Origin of the sequence: Pseudomonas serboccidentalis (assembly GCF_028830055.1) — a bacterium.
GTDB lineage: Bacteria > Pseudomonadota > Gammaproteobacteria > Pseudomonadales > Pseudomonadaceae > Aquipseudomonas > Aquipseudomonas serboccidentalis.
In genome coordinates, this window is the sequence record NZ_CP101655.1 from 3,931,506 (window position 1) to 3,954,913 (window position 23,408).

General features: G+C 59.7%; 29 protein-coding genes and 1 tRNA gene. 19 read left to right on the forward strand and 11 right to left on the reverse strand.

Annotated features, from left to right (window positions below; all coding sequences use genetic code 11):
* Nucleotides 1-144: 144 nt before the first annotated feature.
* Entirely contained in the window at nucleotides 145-2,160 is a 2,016-nt protein-coding gene (uvrB, locus tag NN484_RS17910) for an excinuclease ABC subunit UvrB (protein ID WP_127650378.1), read from the reverse strand.
* 337 nt (nucleotides 2,161-2,497) lie between these two features.
* On the opposite strand from uvrB, the gene NN484_RS17915 reads away from it, so the two are divergent.
* Nucleotides 2,498-3,694, forward strand: coding sequence for an amino acid aminotransferase (locus NN484_RS17915; protein WP_025111170.1), 1,197 nt, complete (start codon nucleotides 2,498-2,500; stop codon nucleotides 3,692-3,694).
* Nucleotides 3,695-3,917: 223 nt separating this feature from the next.
* Nucleotides 3,918-4,118 carry a hypothetical protein gene (locus NN484_RS17920; protein ID WP_274657581.1) on the forward strand — a complete coding sequence of 67 codons (201 nt, stop codon included), beginning with the start codon at nucleotides 3,918-3,920 and terminating at the stop codon, nucleotides 4,116-4,118.
* Here the strand turns inward: NN484_RS17920 and NN484_RS17925 are convergent.
* Both NN484_RS17925 and NN484_RS17930 read right to left on the reverse strand, forming a co-directional pair.
* Nucleotides 4,115-4,345, reverse strand: coding sequence for a hypothetical protein (locus NN484_RS17925; RefSeq protein ID WP_127650376.1), 231 nt, complete (start codon nucleotides 4,343-4,345; stop codon nucleotides 4,115-4,117). The two genes, NN484_RS17920 and NN484_RS17925, sit on opposite strands and share 4 nt — an antisense overlap.
* On the reverse strand, nucleotides 4,342-4,563 hold the full coding sequence (locus NN484_RS17930) for a hypothetical protein (RefSeq protein ID WP_164747872.1): 222 nt from the start codon (nucleotides 4,561-4,563) through the stop codon (nucleotides 4,342-4,344). The genes NN484_RS17925 and NN484_RS17930 overlap by 4 nt, the downstream gene beginning before the upstream one ends.
* Nucleotides 4,564-4,573: 10 nt before the next feature.
* On the opposite strand from NN484_RS17930, the gene NN484_RS17935 reads away from it, so the two are divergent.
* Nucleotides 4,574-4,649, forward strand: a tRNA-Asn gene (locus tag NN484_RS17935).
* 203 nt (nucleotides 4,650-4,852) lie between these two features.
* Here the strand turns inward: NN484_RS17935 and NN484_RS17940 are convergent.
* On the reverse strand, nucleotides 4,853-6,379 hold the full coding sequence (locus tag NN484_RS17940; RefSeq protein WP_274657582.1) for a nucleobase:cation symporter-2 family protein: 1,527 nt from the start codon (nucleotides 6,377-6,379) through the stop codon (nucleotides 4,853-4,855).
* Nucleotides 6,380-6,633: 254 nt separating this feature from the next.
* On the opposite strand from NN484_RS17940, the gene NN484_RS17945 reads away from it, so the two are divergent.
* Nucleotides 6,634-6,918, forward strand: a complete 285-nt coding sequence (locus tag NN484_RS17945) for a BrnT family toxin (protein ID WP_215502488.1) — start codon at nucleotides 6,634-6,636, stop codon at nucleotides 6,916-6,918.
* A gap of 3 nt (nucleotides 6,919-6,921) precedes the next feature.
* The gene (locus NN484_RS17950) at nucleotides 6,922-7,254 is read left to right on the forward strand and encodes a BrnA antitoxin family protein (RefSeq protein ID WP_274657583.1); all 333 of its coding nucleotides are present in this window, start codon (nucleotides 6,922-6,924) and stop codon (nucleotides 7,252-7,254) included.
* A gap of 2 nt (nucleotides 7,255-7,256) precedes the next feature.
* On the opposite strand, the gene NN484_RS17955 is transcribed toward NN484_RS17950, so the two are convergent.
* On the reverse strand, nucleotides 7,257-8,084 hold the full coding sequence (locus NN484_RS17955) for an arylamine N-acetyltransferase family protein (RefSeq protein ID WP_215502486.1): 828 nt from the start codon (nucleotides 8,082-8,084) through the stop codon (nucleotides 7,257-7,259).
* Nucleotides 8,085-8,183: 99 nt separating this feature from the next.
* On the reverse strand, nucleotides 8,184-8,978 hold the full coding sequence (gene xth, locus NN484_RS17960) for an exodeoxyribonuclease III (RefSeq protein WP_127650366.1): 795 nt from the start codon (nucleotides 8,976-8,978) through the stop codon (nucleotides 8,184-8,186).
* Between the two features lie 183 nt (nucleotides 8,979-9,161).
* Between xth and NN484_RS17965 the strand changes: the two genes are divergently transcribed.
* Nucleotides 9,162-9,467, forward strand: coding sequence for a hypothetical protein (locus NN484_RS17965; RefSeq protein ID WP_274657584.1), 306 nt, complete (start codon nucleotides 9,162-9,164; stop codon nucleotides 9,465-9,467).
* A gap of 87 nt (nucleotides 9,468-9,554) precedes the next feature.
* Here the strand turns inward: NN484_RS17965 and NN484_RS17970 are convergent, their stop codons facing one another.
* Nucleotides 9,555-11,123, reverse strand: coding sequence for a sensor domain-containing diguanylate cyclase (locus tag NN484_RS17970; RefSeq protein WP_127650362.1), 1,569 nt, complete (start codon nucleotides 11,121-11,123; stop codon nucleotides 9,555-9,557).
* Between the two features lie 311 nt (nucleotides 11,124-11,434).
* Nucleotides 11,435-12,100, reverse strand: a complete 666-nt coding sequence (locus tag NN484_RS17975) for a ribonuclease T2 (RefSeq protein ID WP_127650360.1) — start codon at nucleotides 12,098-12,100, stop codon at nucleotides 11,435-11,437.
* 165 nt (nucleotides 12,101-12,265) lie between these two features.
* Between NN484_RS17975 and NN484_RS17980 the strand changes: the two genes are divergently transcribed.
* Nucleotides 12,266-12,736, forward strand: a complete 471-nt coding sequence (locus NN484_RS17980; RefSeq protein WP_215502484.1) for a hypothetical protein — start codon at nucleotides 12,266-12,268, stop codon at nucleotides 12,734-12,736.
* Between the two features lie 8 nt (nucleotides 12,737-12,744).
* On the opposite strand, the gene NN484_RS17985 is transcribed toward NN484_RS17980, so the two are convergent.
* A complete protein-coding gene (locus tag NN484_RS17985) occupies nucleotides 12,745-13,599 on the reverse strand; it encodes a LysR family transcriptional regulator (protein ID WP_274657585.1) in 855 nt (284 codons plus the stop codon).
* Between the two features lie 101 nt (nucleotides 13,600-13,700).
* On the opposite strand from NN484_RS17985, the gene NN484_RS17990 reads away from it, so the two are divergent.
* The 8 genes from NN484_RS17990 (at nucleotide 13,701) to NN484_RS18025 (ending at nucleotide 20,127) form a co-directional block, all read left to right on the forward strand.
* Nucleotides 13,701-14,342 carry an FMN-dependent NADH-azoreductase gene (locus NN484_RS17990; protein ID WP_274659314.1) on the forward strand — a complete coding sequence of 214 codons (642 nt, stop codon included), beginning with the start codon at nucleotides 13,701-13,703 and terminating at the stop codon, nucleotides 14,340-14,342.
* Between the two features lie 90 nt (nucleotides 14,343-14,432).
* Complete coding sequence (locus tag NN484_RS17995; protein WP_274657586.1) at nucleotides 14,433-16,139, forward strand: copper resistance system multicopper oxidase; 1,707 nt, start codon at nucleotides 14,433-14,435, stop codon at nucleotides 16,137-16,139.
* A gap of 11 nt (nucleotides 16,140-16,150) precedes the next feature.
* On the forward strand, nucleotides 16,151-17,017 hold the full coding sequence (locus tag NN484_RS18000; RefSeq protein ID WP_274657587.1) for a copper resistance protein B: 867 nt from the start codon (nucleotides 16,151-16,153) through the stop codon (nucleotides 17,015-17,017).
* Nucleotides 17,018-17,048: 31 nt separating this feature from the next.
* A complete protein-coding gene (gene copC, locus NN484_RS18005) occupies nucleotides 17,049-17,423 on the forward strand; it encodes a copper homeostasis periplasmic binding protein CopC (RefSeq protein WP_127650350.1) in 375 nt (124 codons plus the stop codon).
* A 3-nt stretch (nucleotides 17,424-17,426) separates the two neighbouring features.
* A complete protein-coding gene (copD, locus tag NN484_RS18010; RefSeq protein ID WP_274657588.1) occupies nucleotides 17,427-18,296 on the forward strand; it encodes a copper homeostasis membrane protein CopD in 870 nt (289 codons plus the stop codon).
* A gap of 58 nt (nucleotides 18,297-18,354) precedes the next feature.
* Nucleotides 18,355-19,140 carry a transporter substrate-binding domain-containing protein gene (locus NN484_RS18015; RefSeq protein WP_274657589.1) on the forward strand — a complete coding sequence of 262 codons (786 nt, stop codon included), beginning with the start codon at nucleotides 18,355-18,357 and terminating at the stop codon, nucleotides 19,138-19,140.
* A gap of 130 nt (nucleotides 19,141-19,270) precedes the next feature.
* A complete protein-coding gene (locus NN484_RS18020) occupies nucleotides 19,271-19,705 on the forward strand; it encodes a YeeE/YedE family protein (protein WP_127650344.1) in 435 nt (144 codons plus the stop codon).
* 2 nt (nucleotides 19,706-19,707) lie between these two features.
* Nucleotides 19,708-20,127: a DUF6691 family protein gene (locus NN484_RS18025; RefSeq protein ID WP_274657590.1), complete on the forward strand. Its 420-nt coding sequence runs from the start codon at nucleotides 19,708-19,710 to the stop codon at nucleotides 20,125-20,127.
* Between the two features lie 19 nt (nucleotides 20,128-20,146).
* On the opposite strand, the gene NN484_RS18030 is transcribed toward NN484_RS18025, so the two are convergent.
* Nucleotides 20,147-20,362: a hypothetical protein gene (locus NN484_RS18030; protein ID WP_127650340.1), complete on the reverse strand. Its 216-nt coding sequence runs from the start codon at nucleotides 20,360-20,362 to the stop codon at nucleotides 20,147-20,149.
* A 99-nt stretch (nucleotides 20,363-20,461) separates the two neighbouring features.
* Here NN484_RS18030 and NN484_RS18035 point away from each other — a divergent pair, with 99 nt between their 5' ends.
* The gene (locus NN484_RS18035) at nucleotides 20,462-20,830 is read left to right on the forward strand and encodes a DUF7079 family protein (protein ID WP_425518789.1); all 369 of its coding nucleotides are present in this window, start codon (nucleotides 20,462-20,464) and stop codon (nucleotides 20,828-20,830) included.
* Nucleotides 20,831-20,881: 51 nt separating this feature from the next.
* On the opposite strand, the gene NN484_RS18040 is transcribed toward NN484_RS18035, so the two are convergent.
* Complete coding sequence (locus NN484_RS18040; protein ID WP_127650336.1) at nucleotides 20,882-21,244, reverse strand: DUF6124 family protein; 363 nt, start codon at nucleotides 21,242-21,244, stop codon at nucleotides 20,882-20,884.
* 448 nt (nucleotides 21,245-21,692) lie between these two features.
* On the opposite strand from NN484_RS18040, the gene NN484_RS18045 reads away from it, so the two are divergent.
* Genes NN484_RS18045 through NN484_RS18055 form a run of 3 tightly spaced genes read left to right on the forward strand, consistent with a single transcriptional unit; the run spans nucleotide 21,693 to nucleotide 23,387 of the window.
* Nucleotides 21,693-22,238 carry a PAAR domain-containing protein gene (locus NN484_RS18045; protein ID WP_274657592.1) on the forward strand — a complete coding sequence of 182 codons (546 nt, stop codon included), beginning with the start codon at nucleotides 21,693-21,695 and terminating at the stop codon, nucleotides 22,236-22,238.
* Nucleotides 22,239-22,248: 10 nt separating this feature from the next.
* Nucleotides 22,249-23,031 carry a hypothetical protein gene (locus NN484_RS18050; RefSeq protein WP_274657593.1) on the forward strand — a complete coding sequence of 261 codons (783 nt, stop codon included), beginning with the start codon at nucleotides 22,249-22,251 and terminating at the stop codon, nucleotides 23,029-23,031.
* Nucleotides 23,028-23,387 (forward strand): DUF7079 family protein, encoded by a 360-nt coding sequence (locus NN484_RS18055; RefSeq protein WP_274657594.1) that lies wholly within the window; start codon nucleotides 23,028-23,030, stop codon nucleotides 23,385-23,387. Before NN484_RS18050 ends, NN484_RS18055 begins: the two co-directional genes overlap by 4 nt.
* The last annotated feature ends 21 nt before the right edge of the window (nucleotides 23,388-23,408 follow it).

Genomic DNA, 23,408 nt, shown 5'->3' on the forward strand with positions numbered 1-23,408 from the left:
ATCAGTCCTTGTAGGAGCTGCCGAAGGTTCGGGCCGCGTGCGGACGGTCTTTTGATTTTGATTAAAAACAAGATCAAAAGATCGTCCGCACGCGGCCCGAACCTTCGGCAGCTCCTACAGGGGTTGGCGGTGTTCAGCCACTTTTCAAACTGCCAAAAGCCGCTCACGCAGTTTGGCAATCTCGTCACGCATCTGCGCCGCCGCTTCAAACTCCAGATCCCGCGCCAGCTGATACATCTTCTCTTCCAGCGCGCGAATGCGTTTGGTGATTTCGCTCGGCGAACGCAGTTCGGCTTCGTACTTGGCGTTTTCTTCGGCGGCCTTGGCCATGCCCTTGCGCTTCTTGCTGCGCGAACCCGGCACGGTGGCGCCTTCCATGATGTCGGCGACGTCCTTGAACACACCTTTGGGGGTGATGCCGTTGGCGAGGTTGAAGGCGATCTGCTTGTCGCGACGCCGCTCGGTTTCGCCGATCGCCCGCTCCATCGAACCGGTGATGCGGTCGGCGTAGAGAATCGCCCGGCCATTGAGGTTACGCGCTGCGCGGCCGATGGTCTGGATCAGCGAACGCTCGGAACGCAGGAAGCCTTCCTTGTCCGCGTCGAGGATCGCCACCAGCGACACCTCAGGCATGTCCAGACCTTCGCGCAACAGGTTGATCCCCACCAGCACGTCGAAGGTGCCGAGGCGCAGGTCGCGGATGATTTCGACCCGCTCGACGGTGTCGATGTCCGAGTGCAGATAACGCACGCGCACGCCGTGGTCGGCGAGGTAATCGGTCAGGTCTTCGGCCATGCGCTTGGTCAGCGTGGTGACCAGCACCCGCTCCTCCACTGCCACGCGTTTGGAGATTTCCGAGAGCAGGTCATCGACCTGGGTCAGCGCCGGACGCACTTCGACTTGCGGGTCGACCAGGCCGGTCGGACGCACCACTTGCTCGACCACTCGGCCCGCGTGCTCGGCCTCGTAGTTGCCCGGTGTTGCCGAGACGAAAATCGTCTGCGGGCTCACCCCTTCCCACTCGTCAAAGCGCATCGGCCGGTTGTCCAGTGCCGATGGCAGACGGAAACCGTATTCCACCAGCGTCTCTTTACGCGAGCGGTCGCCCTTATACATCGCGCCGACTTGCGGCACGCTGACGTGGGATTCGTCGATCACCAGCAAAGCGTCGGCCGGCAGGTAATCGTAGAGGGTTGGCGGCGCGGCACCGGCCGGGCGTCCGGACAGGTAGCGCGAGTAGTTTTCGATGCCGTTGCAGTAACCCAGCTCGAGGATCATTTCCAGGTCGAAACGGGTGCGCTGCTCCAGACGCTGGGCTTCCACCAGCTTGTTGTTGCTGCGCAGGTATTCGAGGCGCTCCTGCAACTCGACCTTGATCCCCTCGATGGCGTCGAGCAGGGTCTCGCGCGGCGTCACGTAGTGGCTCTTCGGATAAAAGGTGAAGCGTGGCATCTTGCGGATGACTTCGCCGGTCAGTGGGTCGAACGCGGAAATGCTCTCGACTTCGTCATCGAACAGCTCGATGCGGATTGCTTCCAGATCCGATTCCGCCGGATAAATGTCGATCACGTCGCCGCGCACACGGAACGTCGCCCGGGCAAAATCCATGTCGTTGCGGGTGTATTGCAGGTCAGCCAGACGCCGCAGCAAGGCACGCTGATCGAGTTTGTCGCCGCGATCGACGTGCAGCACCATCTTCAGATAGGTTTCCGGGCTGCCCAGACCGTAGATGCACGACACCGTGGTGACGATGATCGCGTCCTTGCGTTCGAGCAAGGCCTTGGTCGCGGACAGACGCATCTGCTCGATGTGGTCGTTGATCGACGCGTCCTTCTCGATGAAGGTGTCGGACGACGGCACATAGGCCTCGGGCTGGTAGTAATCGTAGTAGGACACGAAGTATTCGACGGCGTTGTTCGGGAAGAACGCCTTGAACTCGCCGTACAGCTGCGCGGCCAGGGTTTTGTTCGGCGCCAGCACCAGCGTCGGGCGCTGCACCTGAGCGATAACGTTGGCGATGCTGAAGGTCTTGCCCGAGCCGGTCACACCGAGCAGCGTCTGGTGCGCCAGCCCGGCTTCGATGCCCTCTACCATCTGGCGGATGGCTTCCGGCTGATCGCCGGCGGGCTCGAAGCGGGTGACTAGCTGGAATTCGGACATACACACCTCTGGGATCGCGGCGTTCCGAGCAAAGCGGAGCACCACGGGGACGACCGCAAACGACCGATGTCGCGCAAGAAAAAACCTGGATTGTGCTCAATGTGGAGTCGATTGCCTCGGCTTTCAAGGCAAACGTCCTACATCCGCTAAAGTCTCCGACAAGGCCAATCGACTAACGGTCAAGAAATAATCGGAAAAACTTACCCGAAAAGCCGATTCGCCTGTCGCCATTGTTCAGTGATGGCCTCTATACTAGCTCCCCGTTTGTGCACCGCTCTAGTGCATTCGGCTGGAGCGCGACACGTCCCTCCACTCTCCATTCAGAGCCGCCGTAATAATGAGCCTGTTCTCCGCTGTCGAAATGGCACCCCGCGATCCAATCCTGGGCCTCAACGAAGCATTCAACGCCGATACCCGGACCACCAAGGTCAACCTGGGCGTCGGTGTGTACTGCAACGAAGAGGGGCGAATTCCCCTGCTGCGCGCCGTGATCGAAGCCGAAACCATTCGCGCTGCTCAGCACGCTTCCCGTGGCTACCTGCCGATCGACGGCATCGCGGCCTACGACCAGGCGGTGCAGAAGCTGCTGTTCGGTAACGACTCGCCGCTGATCGCTGCCGGTCGCATCGTCACCACTCAGGCCGTCGGCGGGACCGGCGCACTGAAAATCGGTGCCGACTTCCTCAAGCAACTGCTGCCGAACGCCGTTGTGGCAATCAGCGACCCGAGCTGGGAAAACCACCGCGCGCTGTTCGAAACCGCTGGCTTCCCGGTGCAAAACTACCGTTACTACGACGCCGCCACCCACGACGTGAACCGTGCCGGCATGCTCGACGACCTCAACGCCCTGCCGAACGGCTCGATCGTTGTGCTGCACGCCTGCTGCCACAACCCGACCGGCGTCGACCTGACCCCGGCCGACTGGAAAAACGTGCTGGACGTGGTCAAGGCCAAAGGTCATGTGCCGTTCCTCGACATGGCTTACCAGGGTTTCGGCGACGGCATCGACGAGGACGCCGCGGCTGTGCGGCTGTTCGCTGAATCGGGCCTGACCTTCTTCGTATCGAGCTCGTTCTCCAAGTCGTTCTCGCTGTACGGCGAGCGCGTTGGCGCCCTGTCGATCGTCAGCGAGTCGAAAGAAGAAAGCGCGCGCGTGCTGTCGCAGGTCAAACGCGTGATCCGCACCAACTACTCCAACCCGCCGACCCATGGCGCCAGCGTTGTCGCCGCTGTGTTGAACAGCCCGGAACTGCGTGCTCAGTGGGAAGCCGAACTGGCAGAAATGCGTCTGCGCATTCGCGGCATGCGCGAGCAAATGGTTGCCCTGCTGGCCGAAAAAGCCCCGCAGCGTGACTTCAGCTTCGTTGGCCGTCAGCGCGGCATGTTCTCCTACTCCGGCCTGACCACCGAACAGGTGCATCGCCTGCGCAACGAGTTCGGCATCTACGCCCTGGACACCGGCCGCATCTGCGTGGCTGCGCTGAACCAGAGCAACATCAAAGCGGTAACGGATGCGATCGTTCAGGTCATCTGATTTCGCTTTGCAATGAAAAACGGGAAGCCTTGGGGCTTCCCGTTTTTTATTTGTCCGAATGAACGCCGCTTAACCTCTAGACTGCACCTGAATCCCATTGGAGGAGTGAGCCGGCTCGCGACAGCGGAGTGTCGGGCAATGATGCTTCGGCGGACGAGACGCTATCGCGAGCAGGCGCACTCCTACAGGTATGTGTACACCTTAGAATTTTGTGAGAACCCCTATGAAAAACGACAACCTGCGCGCCGACCGAGACGATCTGGATGACTTCATCCCTCGCACCACGGCCAAGCGCGACAAAAGCCTGGTGCGGCAAGTCGCCGCCGGGGTGTTTCTCGGCGGCCTGGCCCTGTGGCTGGTGCAACTGGCCGCCACGGCGGCTTACACCAAGCTGATGCTTGGCACGATTACCTTCGGCGGTTAAGCCAGTTCGGTCGCACGCTGACTGGCCGCATCGTCATAAGCGACGTACAGCGATTCGGCGATCTGGCTTTTGATCGCCTTGGTGCTTTCCAGGCCCAGCACAAACCCTTCGGCCTTGCCGCCAGCGCGGTTCAATTCTTCCGCGGTGCTGGCCTGGGTGATGGCATCGAAGAGTTTTTCGGCGTGCGGGCCGACGCCTTTGGGCAGGCTGATTTGCGCGACGCTCATGCGAGCACCTCGCGTGAACGGGAAACAAGAACGGGTTGATTCATGGCGCGTACCTTTTCGGCGAATGGCCGGCAGCGCGTGTGACCACTTCCGGGCAGCCATGGTAGACCTGTGAGGCGGTTCTGGTAATCGCCAATCACTGACAAATCACCGTCCGTCCTGATAAAACCGGAAAGTTTATAGTCGATGCTTGACTTCTCTTTTTGAATCAGTAACATACGCACCAATTCCGCAATAGCTCAGTTGGTAGAGCAAATGACTGTTAATCATTGGGTCCCTGGTTCGAGTCCAGGTTGTGGAGCCAAATAGCAAAGCCCCTGAATCGAAAGATTCAGGGGCTTTTTTGTGGGCGTTGGAAAAGTCAAAAGATCGCAGCCTGCGGCAGCTCCTACAGGTTGAAATGCATTCCTCTGTAGGAGCTGCCGCAGGCTGCGATCTTTTGATCTTCAAATGAAAAGGGCCGATCAGTCTCGTACTGATCGGCCCTTTTTCATTCACGAGCAACGATCAGACGTGCTCGCTGCTCTTCGCATGAGGCTTCGGCGCACCGTGACCATGGTCATGATCCGAATCGACCTCGATCACCGGCACTTCGTTGCCGTCGCAATCGTGCAGCTTGCCATCGCTGAAATAATCGCCTTCACGCAGCGCCGCCAGGTCGCGATAGCGCAGGGTCCGCTCCTCCGCCGCGGCAAACACCGACTGCTGATCCGAGTTACCGGCGGTGAAGTGGTTGAAGGTCAGGTTCAGCACGATCGCCATGATCGCCGACGAGCTGATGCCCGAGTGGAAAATGGTCGCGAACCAGCTTGGGAAATGATCGTAGAAGTTCGGCGCGGCAATCGGGATCATGCCGAAGCCGATCGAAGTCGCAACGATGATCAGGTTGACGTTGTTGCGGTAATCCACCTTCGACAGCGTGCGGATCCCGCTCGCCGCTACCGTACCGAACAGCACGATACCGGCACCGCCCAGCACCGAGGTCGGCACTGCAGCGATCACCCGGCCCATGAACGGCAGCAGACCGAGAATCACCAGGAAGATACCGCCGGTAGCCACCACATAACGGCTCTTGATCCCGGTCACCGCCACCAGCCCGACGTTCTGGGCGAACGCGCTCTGGGTGAACGAACCGAAGATCGGCGCAAACATGCTCGACAGCATGTCCGCGCGCAAACCGTTGCCCAGACGCTTGGAATCGACTTTGGTGCCGATGATTTCACCGACCGCCAGAATGTCCGCCGAGGTTTCCACCAGGGTCACCATGACCACGATGCACATCGACAGGATGGCGGCGAAGTGGAAGGTCGGCATGCCGAAGTGGAACGGCGTCGGGAAGCCGAACATCGGCCCTTGCGTGACACTGGAGAAGTCGGCCATACCAAGGAACACTGCCAGCACCGTGCCGATCACCATGGCCAACAGGATCGACAGACGCGAGATGGTCGAACTGCCGACCTTGCTCAGCAGCAACACCAGCACCAGCGTTATCGCCGCCAGACCGATGTTCTGCATGCTGCCGAAGTCCGGCGCATGGCTGTTGCCACCCATGGCCCAGCGCGCGGCCACCGGCATCAGCGTCAGGCCGATGGTGGTGATCACGATGCCGGTGACCAATGGCGGGAAGAACTTGGTGATTCGTGAGAACACCGGCGTGATCAGCAAGCCGATCAAAGACGCGGCAATCACCGCGCCCAGCACCGACTGGAAGCCGCCCTCCCCGCCACTGCTGACGATTGCGACCATGGTCGCCACACCGGAGAACGACACGCCCTGCACCAGCGGCAACTGACAGCCAAAAAACGGTAGACCCAGGGTTTGCAGCAGTGTCGCCAGCCCCCCCGCAAACAATGAAGCAGCAATCAACAAACCAATGTCCGCCGGCGACAGCCCGGCCGCCTGGCCGATGATCAGTGGCACCGCAACGATACCGCCGTACATGGTCAGAACATGTTGCAGGCCGTAAGCCATATTCGCGCCGACCCCGAGATTTTCGTCCTCGGGCCGTTGGTGTGAAACATGGGGCGTTTTCATGTGGGGGGTTCCCTGGTTTTTGTTATGCGCACACTGTATTCAATACTTGTGACAAATGTCCATAGAGTTGTATACAACTTGCTAGTCACATAATGAATAGGTAGCCACCCAACCTTCTATCCCCGCCACCACCATCGCTCACAAATCCGGCAACACATCCCCTCCTTCCCCCGGTTTTTATCGCACTAGGCTGAAGTGTTCATGGCGACCAGCGGTGCACCGGCGCTCTTTTTTATACATATAAAGTATGCATAATGAAGTCATTCCAGATTCAGTTCGACAAAAGCAAGAACGCAGCCAACAAACTCAAGCACAGGGGCGTCAGCCTTGCCGAGACCGAGCCGGTCTTTCACGACGAACGCGCCCTGACGATCGAGGACAACGACCATGACGAACAGCGCTGGATCATCCTCGGTCTCGATGGCAAAGGGCGTTTGCTGGTGGTTGCTTACAGTTATCGCGAAGCCAATGTCGTTCGAATCATTTCTGCACGTGTCGCCACACCGAGCGAACGTTGCGCTTACTTTCTGGAGGCTTGACCGATGAAAGACGAATACGACTTCTCGCAGGGCAAACGCGGGGCCCTGGCGCCCAACAAGGGCAAGACCCGTATCACCATCATGCTCGATGACGCCGTCATCGAAGCCGCCCGCACCGTGGCAGAAAACGAAGGGTTCGGTTATCAGACCGTGATCAACAACACCCTGCGCCATGCCCTGCTGGATGCCGAGAACAAACCGCAGCAGGCCGACTTGCCCCGCGCCGGGCAATTCAAGCAGGGGATTACCGCCGCCGACCTCAAGAGTCTGGAAAAAAAGCTGTCAGCGGCGGTCGGGGAAATCCGGCGGGTACTGGAGCCGGAAGCCAAGCCCTGAAATCAGGCGGGCACGAGCATCCGCGCCAGCGACTGACGCACATGCGGCTGATCAGGCAGACGCAGGTCGAATTCCTGCTCCAGCACTGCAATCAGTTCATCGACATCCGCCACCTCGCGCCGCTCACTGTCGCCCCCCATGCGATGAATCGCGAAGCTGCCGTTGTTCAGCGTGCGGCGCCAGCCATCGCCGGTACGCGCAACCATCAGGCGCCTGGCAAACGGTGATTCGGGGTGGGTCGAGACGTACCAGTTGCCGAGGGTGTAATCGATGTCTTCCTGGCGTTGCAGGTCAAACAGGTACATCGAGCGCCACTCGCCCGCGACATGGGCGCGCAGCATGTAGCCATCTGCCTGCTTCTCGATGCGATAGGACTCGTGCGGTGTCGGCTGTTCAGCCTCGGTATCGAGCAGCAGCGGCGCAGTTGGCACCATGCCGCCGAAGCCGACATCAGTGATGTAGCGCTCGCCGTCAATGACCACCAGGCTCAGGCGATGGGTGCGCGCCGCCCACGTGCCTTCGGGTTGCGCCAGCACCACGCGCCCCGAAATGCCACGCGCCTCGAAGCCCAGCTCCAGCAACAACGTCAGAAACAGATTGTTCAGCTCATAGCAGTAACCGCCACGGCCACCGTGGAGGACTTTTTGCTCGACCGACGCCAGATCGATCAGCACCGGTGCGCCGGTGATCGTCGACAGATTCTCGAAAGCAAAGACCCCGGTATGACGCAACTGCAATTGCCGCAGGGTCTCCAGGGTCGGTGCCGGTGGGGCATCGAACCCCAGGCGTTGCAGGTACAACGTCGGATTCGCCAGACGTGGCTCGCTCATTGCTCAGTCCTTTTGCATGTGACGCGGATCGCTGCGCCGATGGCCGACATGTATACGGGATTGCCCCTGGACTCCGACAATTGATTTCGCCAATCACCGCTACCGACGCTTGCGCGAACCGATGCGAATCCAGGTCGGTGCATGGTCGCTGGCGTGCGGCTCGTTGCGCACCCACGCGTCTACCCCGGCCTCGTGCAGATACGGGCTGAGTGCCGGGTTGAGCAGCAGATGATCGATGCGCAGGCCAGAGTTGGTTTGCCAGTGCTGACGGAAGTAATCCCAAAACGTGTAGAGGCGATCCTCGGGATACAGGTGGCGCAGCGAATCGGTCCAGCCCTGATCCAGCAACCGTTGATAACACTCACGGCTCTCGGGTTGCAGCAACGCATCCTTGAGCCAGGAGCGGGTGTTGTAGATGTCCATGTCGGTGGGCACCACGTTGTAATCACCGGCCAGCACCACCGGATGATCACTGCTTTGCAGGTCTTTTGCGTAGCGGATCAAGCGCTCGAACCAGGCCAGTTTGTAATCGAATTTCGGCCCCGGCTGCGGGTTGCCGTTGGGCAGGTACAGGCACCCGACCAGCACACCGTGCACCGCCGCCTCCAGATAGCGGCTGTGTTTGTCCTCGGGATCGCCCGGCAGACCGCGGCGGCTTTCCAGCGGTTGCGCATCGCGAGCGAGGATCGCCACCCCGTTCCATGACGCCTGCCCGTGCCAGATCGCGCCGTAACCCGCCGCCTCCAGTTCGGCGGCCGGGAAGGCACTGTCGACTGACTTGAGCTCCTGCAGGCAAGCGATGTCCGGCTGCTCGCGCTTGAGCCACTCCAGCAGGTTCGGCAGCCGCGCACGCAGGCCGTTGACGTTGAAGGTGGCGATCCGCAGGTTTTTCATGGTCCAGACTCCGGCGAATGGGGTGTGAAAATTGTGACCCTGTGGCGGCGACGGTGGTTGCATCGGATCATCCCGTGGTGGCGGACAACGCTGGACGTCGGAAACCGCTTGTCAGCCAATCGGCACCAACGACCACCGGTGTCAGACCAACGTCAGGTAACCGCCCCCTTCTGGAGACGTACCATGACTACGCGCCCACTCACCTCCTTGTTGCTCGCCGGCCTGCTCGCCACCGTCTCGGGTGCCACCTTCGCAGCGAACGACAGCGCCGGCACTTCCGGCACCAACCCCGACGTCAACAAAAGCACGCCCAAGCCACCGGACAATACCCCGGGCGCGCCTGCCGGCAGTAACAGTACTGGCAGTCCCGGTTCTGGCAACGGCACCGGTGTCAATGGCGGCGCCATGGGTTCGGGCTCGGGTGCTGGCGGCGGCACAGGCGCGGCCGGTGGCGGAACAGGTGGTGCAGGCGGTGGCTCGGGCAGCTGAATGAACCGGCGTGACGGTTGGTAGTAAGCCATGAACCGGTGGCGAAGGCGCTTGTTCCCCCCTCGCCACTGTGGATGCATGGATGCTTCAGCGATCCGACCGCATCAACTCGGCAACACTGGACTCCAGCGACAACACCGCCGCGCGATTACGCCCGGCATTTTTCGCCTGATACAGCGCTGCGTCGGCATGCTGGATGAACTCTTCCAGGCTGTCATTACCGCTGGGGATAAACGAATAGCAACCCAGACTGACCGTCAGATACCCGGTCGGCGAGCCGCTATGGGTGATGCACTTGTCCATCACACTGCGGCGGATCTGCCCGGCAATCGACAGGGTGCCGTTGATGTCGGTATCCGGCAGCAGCACCGCGAATTCCTCACCACCGTAACGCACCGCCAGGTCAGCCTTGCGCTGGCAGCAATTCTTCAACACTTGGGCCACCTGAATCAGGCAATGATCCCCTGCCACATGGCCGTAGGCATCGTTGTAGCGCTTGAAGAAATCGATATCGAGCATGATCAACCCGACCGGACTCGACTGCCGCGCACCGCGGGCAAATTCGATTTCCAGCGAACGCTCGAACAAGCGCCGGTTCGCCAGCCCGGTCAGGCTGTCGTGGGTGGCGATCTCCTCCAGCGCCCGTTGCGCCTTGCGCAGGTTCTTCTCGATGCGCTCGCCTTGACGCACCTGATGAATGAACACCCAGCCAAATAATCCCACGCCCAGAATCACCAGCGCGACGATCACGCTAGCCTGAAAGGCCCGTTCATACCAACCCTTGAGAATCGTGTCGCGCGACGAAGCCGCGGCGACCACCAGCGGATACATCCCCAACTGCCGATAGCCGTACAAACGCACCACACCATCGACCACCGATCTGATCGTCGCAGTGCCGGCCGGGGCTTCGGGCAGCAGTTTCGAGTAAATCCTGCCTTGCGCCAGCGATGAACCGATCAGGCTGTCGTCGAACGGCCGCCGCGCCAGCAAAGTGCCATCCTTCAGTCCGAGAAACATGATGCCGTTGTCATCGAGGCTGAAGCTTTTGAAGAACCGGTCGAAGTACGCCATCTTGATCCCGGCCATCAGCACGCCTTGAAAATGACCGTCGCGGTCGTTGATGCGTTTCGAGATCGGGATGATCCACTCGCCATTTTCGCGGCTGCGAATCGCCCGGCCGATGTGCGCCACGGTGGAAGCGTTCTGCAGGTGAAACTTGAAGTACTCGCGATCAGCCACGCTGTTGCCACGGGGCAGGTCCGGGTACGAAGTAATCACCCACTGGCCATCGCGGTCGAACAGGAACATGCCGTCCAACTGCTGCAGCTGCTGCACTCGGCGTGCGAAGGTTTTTTGCAGGCGAGGCCGTTGCGCGGCGCCGTAACCATCGTTCTCGACCCAGTCGACCAGACTGGTGAGCACCAGGTCCGCCGCCAGAAACGTGTCTTCGGCCTGCTGCGCCATGGCCCGGGTCAGGTTGGAAGAGGCTATCTGCGCGGTCGCCAGATCCTGGCGTCGCGTCTGCTCCAACTGCAAGTAGAGCAAGCCGGACAGGCACAGGCACACCGCAACGATAAACAGCGCTGCCGCCTTGCGCAGCGGCAGGCGTTTTAGCGTGCCGGGGGGTTGAAGCGGGTCGTGAATGGGGATTGTCAAAAACGTGTCCTGGGCAGGTACGACAGGGGCCGCAGCCCGAAACCCTTATTTTTTTGTGAGCGTAGCCCACCGGGGTGCGCACGGCAAACCCGCCGCGCCAACTCACGCCCGCCCAGTTGTATCGGCGCACAGGGCAATTGGATGAACTCCGCGCGTCGATTTATTTTCAGTTGTCGTTTGACGCGTGATCAGCGCCAATTATCAGGCAAGCGACTCTTTGCCGGAACACTCGAATTCACCAAAACCCTGTGGCAAGGGAGCTTGCTCCCTCGCCACAGATTCAGTGTTTGTCTTTGCTATTTTGCGTCACATCAACGCGACGGCGGCACCCGAATATCCCCGGCCCGGCACTGCGTCTTCACGCCCTTGCCGCACGCGCCAAACTGCAGATCCTTGCCCATGCACACCCGTACTTCCGAGAGTTCCGGGCCGCTGCAGATCACTGCGATGCCATTGGCCGGGATGCCCGGGTTGGCCTTGCGGAACAGGTCGGCGATTTCCTGGGCTTCGAAGTAGTACGAGCTGCTGAACGGTTGCAGCGCTTGCGGGATGTTCACCGCGCCGACAGCTTTGTCTGCCTCATCCAGATAACCCATCGCGCCCAGACCGCTGCAGGTGCCGTGCTTGGACCATTCGTGATCGAGCAGCTTTTTGGTCGGGAACAGCGTCAGGCCCTTGCTGGTTTCCGCCGCCGACAGCGTGGTCAGCGGTGGGCAGGATTCCGGCCAGCCGCCGTTGGCGTATTGCGGCCACAAGCCGTGCAGCACGAAGCCGTAGCCCTTGCCGGAACATTGCACGTCATCTTTGTGGGTGAGGCAGAACGTCGGCGACCAGGACAACGTCAGCAGGTAGTAATCGAACTGCCCCGCCACCGCTTCCGTTTGCACCTTGCTGGCGTTCGACTGACGCGCCGAACTCAGGCCGATGCTACCGGCCGTCAGCGCGATCAGCGCCAGAATTGTAAACAGCTTTTTCATGTACCCGCTCCTTGGGACGCCTGCGTCCGTGGTTTTCGATCCTGACCAGACTTGGCCAGCGCCGATTTCGACATGCTTGTGTTGCAAGCGCATGACGCAAGGCAACGCCGTACGCCGTTGAAAGGTCTACGATTAACAGGCAGACATCAAACCAAGGGATCCGAAATGAGTAAAGCAGACGAACTGGCCGCCAAGCTCAAGCAAACCCGGCACATCCATGCGGATGCCGCGCTGGAGATCGATTGCTGGCCGACGCAGGTCTATGACCTGTACCACCGCATCGAGGCCTGGCTGCAGCCAGTCACTGAAGTCGGCCTGAAAATCCGCCGCAATCCGACCCACGTTTGCGAAAGCTCACCCGATGGCGAAAGCCACGACTACGCGATCGACCAACTGGTGATAGATGCCAACCAACAAACCCTGACATTTGATCCCATCGCGCGGTTTACCGAGGACGGCGCCGGACGCGTGCAGATCACCCTGCCGGACCGCAACACCTATCTGCTGCGCACCGTCGATGAACACCACGAAAGCCATTGGTGGTTGCAGACGGTTGAGACCGGTCAGGAGCTGGATGCGATTGCGCTGACCGAGAACAACCTGTTGCAGGTGGTGCAGGAAGGCCTTGGCCTGTAACCCCACGGTCACTGCCGCCGTGTTGAACAAAACTCGACGATCACCTGCGATACCGAATCGAGCAGTTGCGGATCGGCATGCGGCGCGACGAACAAGCGGATTTGGGCGTCCGGCAACGCTGGCAAGCCCTGCTCCGCTCCCAGCGCGGCCAGACCGTGCCCCAGTTGACTGACCGGCATGGGGGCCACGGCAAATCCGGAGGCTGCCGCAGCGCGCAACCCGGCGGTGCTGGAGCACAGCATCGCGGTACGTTGCGCAATACCGGCTTGAGCCAACCTCACCAACGCCGCTTCGCGATACGGACACGGCTCGGGAAACAGTGCCAACGGTAAGGGCATCGGCAGTGGCGTGAACGGTTGTGCCGCCCATGCCCACACCAACGGCTCTTGCCAAAGCAGGCGCCCCGCATCACTGGCTTCACACAACGAACCGACGACCATGTCCAGTTCGCCCTGATGCATCTGGCTCAGCAACGTCCCTGGAATATTGACCTGAACATCGATTTCCATTCCTGGATGCTGCGCCGCGCAATCCTGCAACGCGCGCAACAACCGCGCCTCGACAAAATCCTCGGAAACGCCAATGCGAACCCGGCCTTGAAATGGCGTACGCGTGAGCTGCATCCAGGCATCGCGGTTCAACGCCAGAATCGCCCGCGCATAGGCCATCAGACGTTCACCGTCAGGGGTCAGTTGCTGGGAGCGAGTGGTGCGTTTGAGCAGCGGTTTGCCGACTTGCTCCTCCAGCCGCCGAAGATGACCACTAACGGCAGACTGGGTGAGATGGAGCTTTTCAGCGGCACGGCTGAAACCCTCCTCATCGACAACCGTGACAAAGGTCCTGAGCAACAAGGCGTCAAACATAGTTAGATACGTGATCAATGATTGGTTTGTTCACGATTTATAGTTTGAACCTAGCTATGTTGCAATGCCTCGCACTCATCAACCGCATGCCGAGGCCAAACGTGACCACCCTTCTGCACATCGAATGCTCACCCCGTAAACAACGCTCCGCATCACGGCAAGTCGCCCGCAGCTTCATCGAGCGCTATCAACTGCATCACCCCCAGATGCACATCGAAACGCTGGACCTGTGGGGGATACAGCTTCCAGAGTTCGGCGAACATGCGATGAACGCCAAATACGCCGGCCTCAGTGGTACGCCCCTGACACCCGCACAGCAATCGGCCTGGAATGAACTCAAGCACCTCGCGGCTTACCTGTACCGCGCCGACGTGATAGTGCTGTCGGTGCCCCTGTGGAACTTCAGCATCCCGTACAAGCTCAAGCACTTCATTGATCTGGTTTCGCAGAAAGACATTCTGTTCAACTTCGATCCTCAGCATGGCCTGAAAGGTTTGCTGAAAGACAAAATCGCTGTGGCCGCCTATGCCTGCGGGATGGACTTCTCTGCGCAATCAGCCACCCCAGTCGAGCGCTTCGACTTTCAGAAACCGTATGTGGCCGCCTGGCTCGGCTACATTGGCATCAGCGTGGTACATGAGTTGAGCGTCGAGAAGACGATTCTCGGCGAAGACATCGATCGTGACGCGCGGCTTGCGGCCTCACAGCAGGCGCGGGAACTGGCGGATCATCTCGCCGGCTGAACCTGTCAAAACTGTAATCCCCCTCTCAGCCAACTGAAAGCCAGCGCTGGTTAGTCTCCCCGTCATGTGTCAAACGGGGACTTCCAGCGCATGCCTTCCAACACTTCAAGACGCACCTTCGTCAAAGGCCTTGCCGCCAGCGGCCTGCTCGGTGGCCTCGGCTTATGGCGCGCGCCGGTCTGGGCGCTGAGCGGGCCGGGGCAGATCAACGAGCTGAGTGGCAGCGACTTCGAACTGTTCATCGGCGAAACCCCGGTCAACTTCACCGGCAGCCCGCGCACCGCCATGACCATCAATGGCAGCCTGCCCGGCCCGCTGCTGCGCTGGCGCGAAGGCGACACAGTGACGTTGCGGGTGCGCAACCGGCTCAAGGACAGTACTTCGATTCACTGGCACGGCATCCTCCTGCCGGCCAACATGGACGGCGTGCCGGGCCTGAGTTTTCACGGCATCGAACCGGGTGGTGTGTACGTCTACCAGTTCAAGGTGCGGCAGCACGGCACCTACTGGTATCACAGCCATTCCGGGTTGCAGGAACAGGCCGGGGTCTACGGGCCGCTGGTGATCGACGCCAAAGAACCGGAGCCGTTCCAGTACGACCGCGACTACGTGGTGATGCTCAGCGACTGGACTGACGAAGCCCCGGCCAGCCTGATGAAGACCCTGAAAAAGCAGTCCGACTACTACAACTACCACAAGCGCACCGTCGGCGACTTCATCGACGACGTCAGCGAAAAAGGCTGGGGCGCCACCGTCGCCGACCGCACGATGTGGGCGCAAATGAAGATGAACCCCACCGACATCGCCGACGTCAGTGGCGCCACCTACACCTTCCTGATCAACGGCCACGCTCCCGACACGAACTGGACCGGGCTGTTTCGCTCCGGTGAAAAACTGCGTCTGCGGCTGATCAACGGCTCGGCCATGACCTACTTCGACGTGCGCATTCCCGGGCTGAAAATGACCGTGGTCGCGGCGGACGGTTTGCACGTCAAACCGGTCAGTGTCGATGAGCTGCGCATCGCAGTGGCAGAAACCTACGACGTGATCGTCGAACCCGTCGCCGAGGCTTACACCCTGTTCGCCCAGGCCATGGACCGCACCGGTTACGCCCGCGCCACCCTCGCCACCCGCGCCGGTCTGGCAGCGCCGGTGCCTGCGCTGGATCCACGCCCGTTGGTGACCATGGACGACATGGGCATGGGTGGCATGGATCACGGCTCGATGGACATGAGCGCCATGGCGGGCATGGATCACTCGGCCATGGGCCCGATGCAATCGCACCCCGACAGCGAAAAAGACAACCCGCTGGTGGACATGCAAGCCATGAGCACCGCCCCCAAACTCAACGACCCTGGCCTGGGTCTGCGCAACAACGGTCGCCGCGTGCTGACCTACGCCGACCTGCGCAGCACCTTCGAAGACCCGGATGGCCGCGACCCCGGCCGCACGATTGAGCTGCACCTGACCGGGCATATGGAGAAATTCGCCTGGTCGTTCAACGGCATCAAGTTCTCCGACGCCGAGCCGCTGCGCCTCAAGTACGGCGAGCGCATTCGTCTGGTGCTGGTCAACGACACGATGATGACCCACCCCATTCACCTGCACGGCATGTGGAGCGATCTGGAAGACGAGAACGGCGACTTCCAGGTGCGCAAACACACCCTCGACATGCCCCCCGGCACTCGCCGCAGCTACCGGGTGACGGCCGATGCATTGGGCCGCTGGGCCTATCACTGCCATCTGCTCTATCACATGGAAATGGGCATGTTCCGCGAAGTTCGGGTGGAAGAATGAAGGGGCCGATCATGACTCGAATCACCGCGTTTTCTCTGGTGCTTGTCGGCACGTCGGCCATGGCCGCCAACGACATGCAAGGCATGGATCACAGCCAGATGCCCGGCATGGATCATTCGATGCAAAGCATGGACGACGGCATGATGCAGCCCGCCGCGCCGAGCGAAAGCCGCACGCCGATCCCGGCGCTGACCGACGCCGATCGCGCCGCCGTGTTCGTCAGCCCCGGTGGCCATCAGGTGCACGACAGCGCGATCAACAGCTACTTCCTCGCCGACAAACTCGAATGGCAGAACGCCGACGACGGCAGCGCTTTGGCCTGGGATCTGTCCGGTTGGATCGGCGGCGACATCGATCGCCTGTGGCTGCGCTCCGAAGGCGAACGCAGCAACGGCAAGACCGAGGACGCCGAGATCCAGGCCCTGTGGGGCCACGCGATTTCGCCATGGTGGGACGTGGTCAGTGGCGTGCGCCAGGACTTCAAACCGGGCGCGCCACAAACCTGGGCGGCGTTCGGTTTGCAGGGCATGGCGCTGTACAACTTCGAGGCCAAGGCCACGGCGTTTCTCGGCGAGGGCGGACAAAGCGCGCTGCGGCTGGAAGGCGACTACGACATTCTGCTGACCAACCGGCTGATCCTGCAGCCCACCGCCGAACTCAACGTCTACGGCAAAAACGACCCGCAACGGGGCCTCGGCTCCGGCCTATCGAACACTGAAGCCGGCCTGCGCCTGCGCTATGAAATCCGCCGTGAATTTGCGCCCTACATCGGCGTGACATGGAACCGCACCTACGGCAACACCGCCGATTACGCCCGCGAAGAAGGCGCGGATCGCAGCGAAGCACGGCTCGTGCTCGGCGTGCGGATGTGGTTCTGAATCCCATTAGAAAACAACCCAGAGGTCTTGCATGCGCACGTTGAATATCACCCTTGTACTCGCCAGCGGATTGCTCTTGAGCACCCTCGCCCAGGCCCACCCGAAACTGCTGTCGTCGACCCCGGCCGAAGGCGCTGACGGTGCGGCGCCCGGCAAGATCGAACTGCACTTTTCCGAGAACCTGCTGACCCAGTTTTCCGGCGCCAAACTGGTGATGACCGAGATGCCCGGCATGGCCCATTCGCCGATGCCGATGAAGGCCAAAGTCAGCGCCGGAGGTGACCCGAAAACCATGCTCGTCACCCCGCTCGCGCCGTTACCCGCCGGCACCTACAAAGTCGAGTGGCGCGCGGTGTCGTCCGATACGCACCCGATCACCGGCAACGTCACGTTCAAAGTGAAGTGAGCGATGGCTGAACTGATCAACATCCTCCTGCGTCTGGCGTTGTATGGGGATTTGCTGCTGTTGTTCGGGGTGGCGTTGTTTGCGTTGTACAGCGGTCACGCCAGCCTGCGGTTTAGCCCCCTGTTGCGCGGGTTGGCGTTGCTCGGCGCGCTGCTGTCGGTGGCGGGCCTGGTATTGATGACCCGCGCCATGAGCGGCGAAACGGAGTTCGCCGCGCTGTGGCCGCACCTGCAAATGATGTTGCTGGAAACGGAGGTCGGGCTGGCGTGGGCGCTGCGCATGCTGGCACTGATGGTGGTGTTGATCAGACCGGGTTGGGCGATCGCATCGATTGCCGGCGCGGTCGCCCTCGCCTCCCTTGCCTGGAGCGGACACGGAGCGATGGATGAGGGATCGCTGCGGTTCTGGCATTTCCTCAGCGACATCCTCCATCTGCTGGCGGCGGGTGCATGGTTGGGGGCGATGCTGGCGCTGGTGTTGCTCGCGCGCGGCCGTGTGGATGAAGCGCGGATTCGCCTGTTGACTCATGCGGTGAAACGCTTCGAATGGGTCGGCGCGGCGATTGTGCTGACGCTGTCGATCACCGGCGTGGTGAATTACCTGTTCATCGTCGGCCCGAGGCTGGATGACGTGCTGCTCGGCGCCTACGGGATGTTGCTGGCGATCAAGGTTTTGCTGTTTGCCGGGATGCTGGTGCTGGCCGCGTTGAATCGCTTTCATCTTGGGCCTGCGCTGGAACGATCGATACGCGACGGACAGCACGTCATCGCGGCAAATGCGCTCAGACGCAGCGTGCTGCTGGAGCTGGGCATGGCCCTGCTGATCGTGGCGTTGGTGGCGTGGCTCGGCACGTTGAGTCCGGACGCGGGATGACACCCGGGAGGGCCTTTCACTACACTGGCTCACCTTCCCTTTCAGAAGCCCGATCTCCATGACAATTCTAAAAAGCACCCTGATCCTTTGCGGCGCACTGACCTTGGCCGCGGGCGTTCGAGCCCAGGAAACCTCTTCGCACCTCGACAGCATCCAGCAACAAGGCCAGCTGCGCGTCTGCACCACCGGCGACTACAAGCCCTACACCTTCAAGCGCACCGACGGCGTTTTCGAAGGCATCGACATCGCCATGGCGCGCTCGCTGGCCGACAGCCTCGGGGTCAAAGTCGAATGGGTGCAGACCACTTGGAAAACCCTGATGCCGGACATGCAGGCCGGCAGGTGCGACATCGGCATGGGCGGCATCTCGGTGACGCTGGAGCGGCAGAAAAAAGCCTACTTCAGCAACACCCTCGACAGCGACGGCAAGATCCCGCTGGTGCGCTGCGCCGATCAGGCCAAGTACCAGACCATCGAGCAGATCAACCAGCCCAACGTGCGCCTAGTGGAACCCGCCGGCGGCACCAACGAAGCCTTCGTCCACGCCTTCCTGCCCAAAGCGCAACTGGCCCTGCACGACAACGTGACGATCTTCCAGCAACTGCTCGACAACAAGGCTGACGTGATGATCACCGACGCCTCGGAAGCCTTGTACCAGCAGAAACTCAAACCGGGGCTGTGCGCAGTGAATCCGCACCAATACATGCAGTACGGCGAGAAGGCGTACCTGCTGCCGCGCGATGACATCAGCTGGAAACTGTACGTCGATCAGTGGCTGCATCTGAACAAAGTCACCGGCAGTTATCAGAAGGTGATCGGTGAGTGGCTGGCTGTGCCGCAGTAAGTCTCTGCACCGGCACTCAACGGCGTAAGGTGACTTATCCGCTCAACCCGAATTCATTACGACGTCACCGTATCGGTTGAGCTGTACTGTTGAAACCGCACATCACTCTTTATTGCTATCGAGGCGCCCCATGAATGTCGACTGGCTCAATTTCACTCCCTGGTCGTCCCTGGCCGGTGGCGCGCTGATCGGGCTGGCTGCCAGCCTGTTCGTGGTCGGCAATGGCCGTATCGCCGGCATCAGCGGCTTGATCGGCAGCCTGCTGCAACGCAACAGTGAAGGCGCCAGCGAAAAAGCCCTGTTCCTGCTGGGCCTGCTGGTTGCGCCGCTGCTCTGGGCATTGTTCAGCGCGTTGCCGCCGATCGAGTTCCAGAACGGCTGGCTCGGGCTGAGCGTCGCGGGGTTATTGGTGGGGCTGGGCACACGCTACGGTTCCGGTTGCACCAGTGGCCATGGCGTTTGCGGCATATCGCGCCTTTCGCCGCGCTCGATGATCGCCACCGCCTGCTTCATGCTCAGCGGATTCGTCACGGTGTTTATCCTGCGCCATCTGCTGGGAGCCTGAACATGATCAGATTGAATGCATTCGTGGCGGGCCTGCTGTTCGGCCTCGGCTTGCTTCTGGCGGGTATGGCCAATCCAACGAAAGTCCTGGCATTTCTGGATGTGGCCGGGGCTTGGGATCCGTCGCTGGCACTGGTCATGGTCGGCGCCATTGCCATCGCCTTCGGCCCCTTGACCTGGGCGCGCCGGCAGCGCCAATCGCTATTGGGCAAGCCCATGCAAATACCCACCAAACGAGAACTGGATCGGCGCCTGATCGGCGGCAGTCTGTTGTTCGGTGTCGGTTGGGGAATAGCCGGTATCTGCCCCGGCCCGGCAGTGACCATCCTGCTGACGGGTCACTGGCAAGCGATCGTATTCGTGTTGGCGATGTTGGCCGGCATGTGGCTGTTCACGCTATTGGAAGCCCAACGCAAGCCTTAATCGCCGTAAAACCGCTTATTCAGTCGTCGTGCAGCATGCCAGAGCTGTACTGGTTCAGACTGCTGCCAATACTGTTGCCACCAAACTTCAGGGTCGTCGCATTACTGCGCCCCTCCGGCGACTGGCAATCGGCAGAAAAACAACTGGTGGTGGTCAACCCACCGCCGCCCGAACAGGCACTCAATACCGAGACAGCTGCAGCGATCAACAGCACTTTGACGACATTGGTGCGCATGGTACGGCTCCCCTGGGGATGATCTTGTCCCGGCATCGTAAGCCTTCGCCGCGCGTGGCAAGATGAAACTTTGCGGATCGACAGCACGGGTTCAGCTTCATGGGACACTCACCCACTCCTTGCGAGTTGTACAAAATCAGGGCCGCCCTGTCAGACATCTTTGTCGACACAGGAGTGGATTACCCCTACATCGCTGAGCAAATCAAAGGCTACGAGCCGGAACTGATCAAAAACATCCTCTACTCGGAAGTCGCCGTCGTCTGCGCCGACAACCTGGAATGCGTACTTCCCCCGATCTGGACAGGCTTCGAACCTGACTCGCTGAACCGGGAGATCGAGCAAATGCTGCTTGCAAACAGGACCAGCAGGATTCGGCGGCAACTTCATAAGCTACATACCGCCTGGCTGCGCTTCAGCTATCGCGACGTCTGGAAAGAACTGTCAGCCCACCTCAAACAATCGAGCTGATACACCCCTCCGTGGCACCGGCCTGACCGCTCGCCACAGAGGCACCACACCTTAGCCCTTCAACTCAACGTTATCCAACGCCTGATTCACCGCCAACTCCCCCAACATCACCACCTGCGCAATACCCAGCAGCGTCTTGCGGTGCGAGATATCCAGCAACGCGGCGAAATCGTTGAGCATGGTGGTGGCAGAACCCAGGGATTCACTGGCGTTGGCGAGCAGGGATTCGGTGTCGTACGCCGGGTTGGCGAGGAACATGGGTTGGGCGGTATTGGCGCTGGCCATGATCTGGCTGGCCGGGGTGAGGTAGTGATCGAGGGCGCGCTCGGCGGCTTCGTGGAGTTTGCGGGGGTCGAGGGATTCGTAGGGGGATGCGGGGTCGGTTTCTGGAGGATTCGGTGTTGGTTTGAACATGGTGTAACTCCTGACGGATAAACGAAAAGGAGCCATCACTCTCGCTACCAAACGAAGGGTGGAGGCCATACGCAGGTTGGTAGACCGGTCGTCAGGAACCCCGGCGCATCCGAAGACGCCCCGCGCATGACCACCATAAAACGAAGACGAGAAACGCCCTCGCAAGACAGTAGTCTTGTGCTTCTGACGGAGACGGGCTACCAAACCCGATCACTGGTTTTCAGTGACGTAGAGACGATAGAACCCGTGAGCTAGAGGCACAAGCCGGCGGATTCTGTCTTAGGTGTAGGGGATGGTGCAAGGTGGTGTAGGTCAGAGGCAGTGCCGACAACCACATTTTAAACATGCTGGATCTCAACCGTTTAAATTGAAGGCGCTGTACCAAGGCACGGGTCGAAACAAGTCTGATAAAGTCGGCACCGGTTCATTCGTTGACAGGGAGTCAAACATGGCAAAGCCAGCCGCACGCATCACCGATCCCACCAGTTGCCCAATGCCTGGGCACGGCCCCAAAGCCATCGCCTCCGGTTCCCCCGACGTATTCTTCGACGGACTTGCAGCCGCCCGAAAAGGCGACACTTGCACTTGTGGCAGTGCATTGGCATCAGCGGTTTCAGGGACAGTTTTCATAAACGGCAAAAACGCCGCGCTTGTCGGCACCACTGGTACGCATGGAGACGTTGTGATTGGTGGATCGGGAACAGTGATCATCGGTGACTCCCATACACCAGCTGCTTTTACAGCCCCTACCCCGATCATCGTTCACCCTGGTTGGATCAGCTTCAATATTCCAGGGGAGGAGTCATATCAGGGCATGAGTTGCACCGCACACTTTGACGACGGATCTACCCTATCAGGCGTTTTTGATAACACTAACACTGTGAAATTTCTCAATATCCCCGGGAAAATCTGTCACAAGCTTGAATTCGGTACACAAGAGGAATCGGCCGCTGGTTCGATCTTCGATACGTTATTCAACGCTTCTTTGAAATAAGGATTTTTTCATGACTGAACCATTGCTCGTCACGGGAAGCTACGTTGTCCAGAAAGCACACGCGCTCGAAAATTCGCCCTTGGATATGGCTATTGCGGGAATGGAAGGTGCTGCTACAAGATTTTCTGTTGACGCTATATCGGATGCAAAAGTACGCACCAACTACATGAACAACATCAAACGTATGTCAGTGGAAACAAAAGCCGAAGTCGCTGCTGGAAGGCTCAGTGCTAAAGAAGGAGCAGCGTTTTGCCAAGAGATGCGAAACAGAATCTTGCTAGAGCATCGAAAATATACTTCGGCACAAGGCGTGGCCTTTGCCGAGAGAAAAAAGAGACTTCCTCCAACGCTTCAGGAAACACTAGATAAATACGCACTAAAAACCGCAAAAGTGGAGTACAGCAAACTTACTCCGGAACAAAAAAGCAAAGTTTACTATGAGATTCTTGACTCAGCAGGTCGGGACAATGCACCGGTAAGTAGGGGAACCAAGAAATTAAGAATTATGGGAAAAGTCGGTTTATTGGTCACCGCCACCTTCGCCGTTTATGAAATTATGAATGCTGACAACAAAGTGAAGGAAACAGCCAGACAAGGAATCATCATCGGCGGTGGTGCTGCGGGTGGTGGGTTGGCGGGTTTGGGCGTTTCCGCATTTTGCGGGCCTGGTGCCATTGCATGTGCTGTAGCAATCGTCTTGGCAGGCAGTATCGCAGGAGGCATTGCTGGTAGCGTTGTTGCTGATACCTTTGATGAAGAGTTGGAGGAATTTTCCAAATGGGACACTCTATGACAAAGCAACAAAGAGCGGATATTCGCTGGGCATTGTCAGACGCATTCGTTGATAACGAAGTCGACTATGCTGCGATCGCGCGGCAGACAGAAGAGTTTGATAGAGACGAAATCAAACGAATTTTGTTTGAAGAGGTAGCGCCTGTTTGTCACTCCAACCTTGAAAGCACACTTCCTACAATATGGCTTTGTTTCAATAGAGCAGAATTAGAAGACAACATTGAAAAAATGTTGGGGGCAAAAAAAAACAGCTGGTTTAAAAGAAAAGCCAACACCTTACTGGTGACGTGGCTGAAGAGCAGATACAAATACATCTGGATAGAAATAGAAAATCAGTACCAAAACATCAGCCAATAACAAACGTCGCAGTGAAGACGA